We start from the raw sequence: 8,132 nt of genomic DNA, 5'->3' as shown, positions 1-8,132 counted from the left end.
CGATTCGAAACCGGCGACATTGACGCTTAAGCCCTTGGCGCGGATGGCGTCCTGCGTCAGATCGAGCGGGAAGCCGTAGGTGTCGTAGAGCTTGAAGGCGGTTTCACCGTCCAGCACGCCGCCGGCGGTAAGGTTGGCGGTCGCTTCGTCCAGCAGGGTCATGCCGCGGCCCAGCGTGCGGCGGAAACGCTCTTCTTCCTGACGCAGGGTTTCGACGATGGTCGCCTCGGCGCGTTTCAGTTCGCCGTAATGGTCGCCCATTTCGCGCACCAGAACCGGCGCCAGACGTGGCATCAGCGGTTCATTGGCCCCCAGCAGATAGGCGTGGCGCATGGCGCGGCGCATGATGCGGCGCAGGACATAGCCCCGGCCTTCGTTAGACGGTGTCACGCCATCGGCGATCAGGAACGAGGTCGAACGCAGGTGATCGGCGATAACGCGGTGCGACGGCAGGGCCTCACCTTCGGCCTTGACGCCGGTTTCCTCGACGCTGGCGCTGATCAGGGCCTTGAACAGGTCCACATCGTAGTTGTTGTGCACGCCTTGCAGCACCGCTGCGACACGCTCAAGCCCCATGCCGGTGTCAATCGAGGGCTTAGGCAGGTTGAGCCGCGTGCCGTCCGGTTGCTGATCGAACTGCATGAAGACGAGGTTCCAGATTTCGACGAAGCGGTCGCCGTCCTCTTCCGGGGATCCCGGAGGGCCGCCCCAGATATGCTCGCCGTGATCGTAGAAGATTTCCGTGCACGGACCGCAGGGGCCGGTATCGCCCATCGACCAGAAATTGTCAGACCCGGCGATACGGATAATGCGATCGTCGGAGAAACCGGCGATCTTCTTCCACAGATTGAAGGCTTCATCGTCGTCGATATAGACGGTGGCCAGCAGGCGATCCTTAGGCAGGCCGTATTCCTTGGTGATCAGGTTCCACGCGTGGCTGATCGCCTGCTCCTTGAAATAGTCGCCGAAGGAGAAGTTCCCCAGCATTTCAAAGAAGGTGTGGTGACGCGCCGTATAACCGACATTGTCCAGATCGTTGTGCTTGCCGCCGGCGCGCACGACTTTTTGCGAGGTGGTGGCGCGCTTGTACGGACGGGTTTCGGCCCCCGTAAAGACGTTCTTGAACTGCACCATGCCCGCATTGGTGAACATCAGGGTCGGGTCGTTATGCGGCACCAACGACGAAGACGACACGATCTCATGGTCGTTCTTGGCGAAGTAATCCAGGAAGGTCTGACGGATCTGATTTAAGGAAGGCATGGGACTCCGACGGTTAAACACCGCACCACAGGACGATTTTCAGCCGTATATAGAGGGCTTGGGTATTTGCGCAAAGACCTTTGCGCCAACGCAGGTATTTTTCTGACGTGTCAGGACAAAAAGAAACACCCCGATCACAAGACCGGGGTGTTCACGTATGGAATGCAAGCGGTCTGAAAACCCGCACCCCACGCGGGCTTCAGATTTATTCGCCGTCTTCGTCCGGTTCCGGCGTGCCCAGCAGTTCTTCGGAAATGGCGTCGGACTTCTTGCGCACCAGCGCTTCGATTTCAGCGGCGATTTCCGGATTGGATTTCAGGAAGTCGCGGGCGTTTTCACGGCCCTGGCCGATACGGATCGAGTTGAAGGAGAACCACGAACCGGACTTTTCGACCACGCCGCCCTTGACGCCCAGATCAAGGATTTCACCCAGCTTGGAAATGCCTACGCCGTAGAGAATGTCGAATTCAACTTCTCGGAAAGGTGGCGCGACCTTGTTCTTCACCACCTTGACGCGGACATTGTTGCCGACGATTTCGTCGCGCACCTTGATCTTGCCGATGCTGCGGATGTCGAGGCGCACCGAAGCATAGAATTTCAGCGCGTTACCGCCGGTCGTCGTTTCGGGTGAGCCGTACATCACGCCGATCTTCATACGAATCTGATTGATGAAGATGACGATGCATTTCGATTTGGAGATCGAGGCCGTCAGCTTGCGCAGGGCCTGCGACATCAGACGCGCCTGAAGACCAGGCAGGCTGTCGCCCATATCGCCTTCGATTTCGGCCTTCGGCGTCAGGGCCGCAACCGAATCGACCACGACGATATCAACCGCACCGGAGCGGACCAGCGTATCGGTGATTTCGAGCGCCTGTTCGCCGTTATCGGGCTGCGACACCAGAAGATCGTCGAGATTGACCCCCAGCTTGTGGGCATAGACCGGGTCCAGTGCGTGTTCGGCATCCACGAAGGCCGCCGTGCCACCTGCCCTCTGGATTTCGGCCACCGTGTGCAGGGCGAGCGTCGTCTTGCCTGATGATTCCGGGCCATAGATTTCAACGACCCGCCCCTTGGGCAGGCCACCGATACCCAGCGCCATGTCGAGGCCAAGCGAGCCGGTGGAGATCGACTCCACCTCCACCACCTTACCGGCATTGCCCAGTTTCATCACCGAGCCCTTACCGAAGGCACGGTCAATCTGGGCCAGCGCGGATTCCAGCGCGCGTTGTTTTTCAGCTTCGTCTTTTCCCACGAGTTTCAATACCGCTTGCGACATGATTCCAGACCTTCCCTATGCCACGATTCCCAAGGCGAAGGTCCATCCCCCGTCCGCGAAAATGTGTTGAGAAGACCGTACCCCATTTGTTCCAAGTTCGCAATATGTTCTCATTAAAAAATTGGAACATGGCATAAGGGTTTAAAGTTCAGGCTTTTCCGGCACGGCGTCCAGCATCCGCTTGAGCTGATCGAGATAGTTATAAAAAGCGTCGCGCCCCTCGTCGGTCAGACCGATGCGCGTATTGGAGCGGTTGGAGACGATCTTTTTGCGAATCGCCACATAGCCCGCTTCGTTCAGCTTTTTGAGGTGCAAAGACAGGTTGCCGTCGGTGATGCCCACCTGATCGCGCAGATCGGTAAAGTCCGCCTGCCCCGCTGTGGACAGATAGGCGAGTATGGCCAGACGCGCCCGCGCATGGACCAGATCTTCGAGCGCATCGGCATTAAAGGGTTTCATCGGCTCACCTTGCGAAGTCGCCGCCTATTTAGACCCACAGACTTAGCGCTTGCAAGTGACCTTCCCGTTATCGGCTGTACCGATTTATTTTGTGCGCGTGTAAGTTTTACGCGGTCACAGGCGTCTAACCTCTCGTAAGCCCAAACACAGGAGATCAGGATGCTCGGATTGTTTTTACCTGCCCGTTACCGTCTGCCGGTCCTTGCGGCCCTGCTGGTTCTGCTCATCGCCGGTGTGGTCTACGGCCTCAACAGCGGGGCCTTCGAACAGAACAATCGCGAGGCGCTCCGACTGGCGCGCGAAGCCGCAGCCGCGCGATAAGACGACCACATGCCGCGCGATCAGGCCTTTACCGAGTGGATCAGCCCGCACCTGCCGGCGCTGCGGCGGCTTAGCCGCGCCTTTGCGGCGTCGGCGGATCAGGCGGATCTGCTTCAGGAACTGCTGATCGCCGTGTGGAAGGCGTGGCCGGCCTTTCGCGGAGAGTCGCTCCCGGCGACCTTTATCTACCGCGTGGCGCATAACCGCGCCCTGACGTGGAAACGGCACGAGGGCCTGCGTCTGTTGCGCCTGTTTGAAACGCAGCGCGAGGGCCTGCAACAGCTCCCCCCTGAACCATCCGATGCCCGGCTGGATCAGGTGTTTGATGCCTTGCGCGCCCTTCCCCCGCTCGACCGGTCGCTGATGCTGTTGTGGCTGGAACAGACGCCCTATGCCGATATGGCCGCCCTGCACGGCCTCAGTGAAAGCCATATCGGTGTGCGTCTGAACCGGGCACGGACGCGTCTGGCCACGCTTGTTCAGGAGTTATCCGATGAAGATTGAAACCCTGGAGCGCCTGTGGCGCGCCCATGACCACGACATAGACCGCACGGCGCGGGCCTTTTTACTGGAGAGCCTGATGAATGGGATCGAACGTCGCCGTAAGGGACAAACCGTTTTTTTGCTGTGTGTCGGGGCCGCACTGGGCAAGATCACGCTTGTCTTTGGGTATGACGTCCTTCGGCATGACAGTCTTGACGTCACGCGCGAATGGGGGAGCCTGCTGATGCTGGTTGCGCCGTGGGTGGCGCTGATCCTGATGATGCGTGCGCAAGACCGGCATAGGCGACGCTTTGCGGACCCGGCGGCGTCTATTGCGCAGAGCCTACAGCTCAGGCTGGACGAAAACCGCGCGGCTCGGCACAGCGCCGTCGTGATGTTCTGGCTGATGGGGCTATTCCCCATCGTCACAGGCGTGACCCTGTGGCAGTTGATCGGCACAGACAAGATGACCGCCACTCAGGCCGTACAGGGGGCTTTGCTTTTCGGGGGCGTACTGGGGGCTTCGACCCTTGTGCAGGCGATCCGCTACCTGTGGTTTCTGAGACCAGAAGGCGCGCGACTTGAACGCCTTCTGGCCGAATATACGGGATAAGGGTCGTACGCCGCCTACTGCGCGGTCGGTGCATAGTTGCGCAGGACCACCGGCGCGCCCAGTTCGATCGGATAGGCCGACTTGCCCAGTTGCAGGCTCAGCATGATTGTGCCCGCCTCATAGTCCTTGTCGGCCACGGCCTGCACCACATACATGTCCCATTCGGACGAAATCTGAACCGGGGTGTTGGTCAGGGCCGTCCACGGGGCCTTGTTGAGCGAGATAAGGATGTTCAGCGGCACGCGGGTGGCCGCATCCGGGGTGGCCGCACGGGCCCACACCCATGCCTGAAGCTTGTCGCCTTTTTTTACCGGTTGCGTGATCGGGGCCACGGCGCCGACATCCCAGGCATTGGGCTGCGCCGCCGACAGGGGGATACGCAGGGCTGAGCGGATGGGCGCGCCTTCCGCCGTCTGCACCGGCGTCGCGTTCTGCGGGGCACCATAGGCGTTCCACGACGACAGTTTGGGGGTATTGATGACGTGGGCCATGACGTCATTAGGATCGACCGGAGGCGTTTGCGCGGCCTCAACCTTCGCCGCCTGTTCGGGAATCAGGGCCGCGTGGATCGGCTTGACCCAGCGATCTGCCGGTATGTCATAGACGATGAAGTCGGAATCGAACTGCCAGTAGGCCCACGCCCAGTTGCGCGCCTCGGCCGCCCGCGCCACGGCGTCGGTATAGGCCACGCGGCTGTCGAGCGGTCCCTTGTCATAGGCCCCGAATTCGCCCAGCAGGATCGGACGACCGGTGCGGGCGCTCCACGCCTTCACCTTGTCGAAATCGGCGTCAAGGCGCGCCTGCCCCTCGGCCTTCGTCCACGCCACGCCCTTCACATCCTTGAAGTCCGGCGTCCACGCCGCTCCCTGATGGGTAAAGACAAACGGCTCGTAATAGTGGAAGGTGACGATCAGGTGCTGGTCTTCGGCGGGCAGGCGCAAGCCTTCCAGATCATTGAGATTGTTCCACGAGGTGGGACCGACAATGACGTTGCGCCGCGGATGGGTCTTGCGGATGATTTTGAGATTTTCGGCGATCATGTCGTTCCATACGGCATTTACCGGGCCGTGCGGCTCGTTCAAAATCTCGAACATCACTGTGTCGGGCGCATCCTTGTAATGCTCCGCCATCTGCGTCCAGAAGGCCATGATCTTCGGGCGGCAGGCCTTCACATCCTCGGCGCACTCATTGAAGTTGTGCAGGTCCAGAATGACGTGCAGACCGGCCTTGTTCGCCGCGTCCACCATGGCGTCGAGGGTGGAAAAATAGAAGGGCGACAGGCGGTTATCCTTGTCCATGTGTTGAAACGCATGGAGGTTGACACGCACTGTGTTGAAGCCGCCTTCACGGATCACCGACATCAGGCGCGGCTGAAAGCGCGCCCTGGCGGGGTCCTTCCACAGGGGATCGTAACCCAGCACATTGACGCCGCGCTTCATGGCGGCGACCTGCGCCTGAGGTGACATCTCGGCCTGAGCCGCCTGCGGCCCGAAGGCCATCAGCGTCAGGACCACAGCCCCAAAAGCACCGACGAAGGTGTTGCGTTTCATAGTGTCCTCCCGAATAGTTATATTTGGTTTTTTTAATCGGGTAACACAATCAAGGCCGAGCGTCCACCAACCTCAGATCACAGCTTCGCGGCCCATTCAGCATAGACGGTTTCCAGTACGGCCAGCGGCACCGGCCCTGCCGTCAGGCCGCGGTCGTGGAAGGCCTTGATATCGAACTTCGACCCCAGTTGCGCCTTCATGCGGTCGCGCAGACGCACCCACTGGATCTTGCCGGTCATATAGCTCAGCGCCTGACCCGGCCACACGCAGTAGCGTTCGATTTCGGTGGTGGCCGACGATTCCTGATCGCCATTGGTGGCGACGAAATAGCGGATGGCCTCTTCGCGCGACCAGCGCTTGGCGTGCATCCCCGTATCCACCACCAGACGGATGGCGCGGAACAGGGCCGATTGCAGATAGCCGATATAGCCCAGCGGATCGCTCTCATACATGCCCATTTCGGCGGCCAGAAGCTCCGAATAGAGCGCCCAGCCTTCCGAAAAGGCCGAGAACCCGCCGACCTTGCGCAGGCGCGGCAGGCCTTCCGTCTCCATCTGGATGGCGATTTGCAGATGGTGGCCCGGAATCGCCTCATGATAGGTCAGGGTCGGCAGCGACCACGACGGCCATTCCGCCGTGTCGCGCAGATTGATGTAATAGGCTCCCGGCCGCGAACCATCGAGCGTCGGGCGCTGATAATAGCCGCCCGGCGCACCGGCTTCGATTTCCTTGGGCACGCGACGGACCACCACCGGCGTCCTGGGCAGAACACCGAACCAGTCGGGCAATTTGGCCTCGATGGCGCGAATCTGCACGTTCAGATCGGCCAGCAGCTTGTCCTTGGCCGCGTCGGTATTGTCATAGACGTATTTGGGGTCCTTGGCGATGGCGGCCATGCGCTCGCCCACAGTGCCCTGCGTCAGGCCCAGCGCCTTGAACTTCGCATCGGCTTCGGCCGACAGCTCCCTGACCATATCAAGGCCAATTTTATGGATTTCGTCGGGCGTCATCTTCGTGGTCGTGCCCGACGAAGACCCCGCCGCGAAGGCGTAATAGGCGTCACCGTCCTTCAGCTTCCACACACCGGCGTCATGCGTCGCCTTTGGCCGCACGGCCTTAAGCGCGTCGATCTGGGCGTTGAGCGCCTTAGCGACCGGCCCGTCGATGCGTTTGGCGGCCTCAGCGGCCCAATCCCCGGCAACGCCCTTGTCCGCGGTCTTGGTGATCAACGCCCTGGCCATCGAACTGTCGGCGCCTTTTATGGCCGCCAGCGCCTGCAACTGCGTCAGGGCCTTATCGATGACGAAATCCGGCGGCACGACGCCCTTGGCCACATCGCCTTTGAAGCTCTCCGTCTCCTGCCCGATCAGGACAGCGAAGGCCTCAAGACGTGCCAGATAGGCTTCGGCATCGGCCTTGTTTTCGATCGTATGCTGATTGGCGAGGAAGTCCGGCGTGGACTGATAGGACCCGTTCAGTTGCGACAGGATGTAAGGATTGGCCCCGCCCCAGTTACCGAATTTGAAGCGCTCATAGCCCGACTTGCGGCTCTCATAGCCCCACAGGACCGTATCGTAATTGATGCGGTCCATGCCGCTCAGCTTGTCGCGCGGAATGGCTTTCAACGCCGCAAGGTTCTTTTCGGCGCGCGCAATGCCTTTGTGGGCTTCGGCTTCGGAGGCATCGTTGAGTTTGGACTTGAGCCCCACACGCGCGTCCTTGTCGAGGCCCAGAGACGTCGCCAGAGTCGGCGACTGATCGACATTCTCGTTAAAGATGGCGTCAAACAGGGCGTTCAACGTTTTGGCCGTCGCCGGATCGCTGGTGGCATGGGCCCCCGTGGCGGCAAAGGTCGCGGCCGCGGCACCGGTCACAAGCAAAGCGCGTCGATTGAGCATGGGGTCTCCTTAAACAAACCTCCCCCCTGACAAGAGGGAGGAGGCTATTGATCATAGTATCCTTAGAGCTTCGCGGCCCATTCGGCATAGACGGTTTCCAGCACCGCCAGCGGCACCGCACCCGCCGTCAGGCCGGTGTCGTGGAAGGCCTTGACGTCGAACTTCGCACCCAGCTTTGCCTGATACTTTGCCCGCAGCTCCAGCCACTTGATCTTGCCGATCATGTAACCCAGCGCCTGACCCGGCCACACGCAGTAGCGTTCGATCTCGGT

Annotated in this window: 9 protein-coding genes; 3 read left to right on the top strand and 6 right to left on the bottom strand. The window is 60.6% G+C overall.

What is annotated here, in order from left to right:
- The 3 genes from alaS to Q0072_RS13875 form a co-directional block, all read right to left on the bottom strand.
- A partial coding sequence (gene alaS / locus Q0072_RS13885) for an alanine--tRNA ligase (RefSeq protein WP_298331211.1) occupies positions 1-1,260 on the bottom strand: 1,260 nt, incomplete at its 3' end.
- A gap of 205 nt (positions 1,261-1,465) precedes the next feature.
- Positions 1,466-2,539 carry a recombinase RecA gene (gene recA / locus Q0072_RS13880; RefSeq protein WP_298331213.1) on the bottom strand — a complete coding sequence of 358 codons (1,074 nt, stop codon included), beginning with the start codon at positions 2,537-2,539 and terminating at the stop codon, positions 1,466-1,468.
- 138 nt (positions 2,540-2,677) lie between these two features.
- Positions 2,678-2,995, bottom strand: a complete 318-nt coding sequence (locus Q0072_RS13875) for a transcriptional regulator (protein WP_290799723.1) — start codon at positions 2,993-2,995, stop codon at positions 2,678-2,680.
- Between the two features lie 159 nt (positions 2,996-3,154).
- On the opposite strand from Q0072_RS13875, the gene Q0072_RS13870 reads away from it, so the two are divergent.
- Genes Q0072_RS13870 through Q0072_RS13860 form a run of 3 tightly spaced genes read left to right on the top strand, consistent with a single transcriptional unit; the run spans position 3,155 to position 4,412 of the window.
- Positions 3,155-3,316, top strand: a complete 162-nt coding sequence (locus tag Q0072_RS13870) for a hypothetical protein (protein ID WP_298331209.1) — start codon at positions 3,155-3,157, stop codon at positions 3,314-3,316.
- A 9-nt stretch (positions 3,317-3,325) separates the two neighbouring features.
- A complete protein-coding gene (locus Q0072_RS13865) occupies positions 3,326-3,820 on the top strand; it encodes an RNA polymerase sigma factor (RefSeq protein WP_298331207.1) in 495 nt (164 codons plus the stop codon).
- A complete protein-coding gene (locus tag Q0072_RS13860) occupies positions 3,810-4,412 on the top strand; it encodes a hypothetical protein (RefSeq protein ID WP_298331205.1) in 603 nt (200 codons plus the stop codon). The genes Q0072_RS13865 and Q0072_RS13860 overlap by 11 nt, the downstream gene beginning before the upstream one ends.
- 14 nt (positions 4,413-4,426) lie before the next feature.
- On the opposite strand, the gene Q0072_RS13855 is transcribed toward Q0072_RS13860, so the two are convergent.
- From Q0072_RS13855 to Q0072_RS13845, 3 genes are all read right to left on the bottom strand, one after another.
- The gene (locus Q0072_RS13855; RefSeq protein ID WP_298331203.1) at positions 4,427-5,962 is read right to left on the bottom strand and encodes a glycoside hydrolase family 5 protein; all 1,536 of its coding nucleotides are present in this window, start codon (positions 5,960-5,962) and stop codon (positions 4,427-4,429) included.
- Positions 5,963-6,039: 77 nt separating this feature from the next.
- Positions 6,040-7,860: a DUF885 family protein gene (locus Q0072_RS13850; protein WP_298331202.1), complete on the bottom strand. Its 1,821-nt coding sequence runs from the start codon at positions 7,858-7,860 to the stop codon at positions 6,040-6,042.
- A 62-nt stretch (positions 7,861-7,922) separates the two neighbouring features.
- Positions 7,923-8,132, bottom strand: a 210-nt coding sequence (locus Q0072_RS13845) for a DUF885 family protein (protein ID WP_298331201.1), incomplete at its 5' end; no start/stop codon positions are given.

Origin of the sequence: Asticcacaulis sp. (assembly GCF_027484505.1) — a bacterium.
GTDB lineage: Bacteria > Pseudomonadota > Alphaproteobacteria > Caulobacterales > Caulobacteraceae > Asticcacaulis.
Note: the sequence above shows the minus strand (reverse complement) of the source record. Positions and strands in the feature narration are given on the sequence as shown.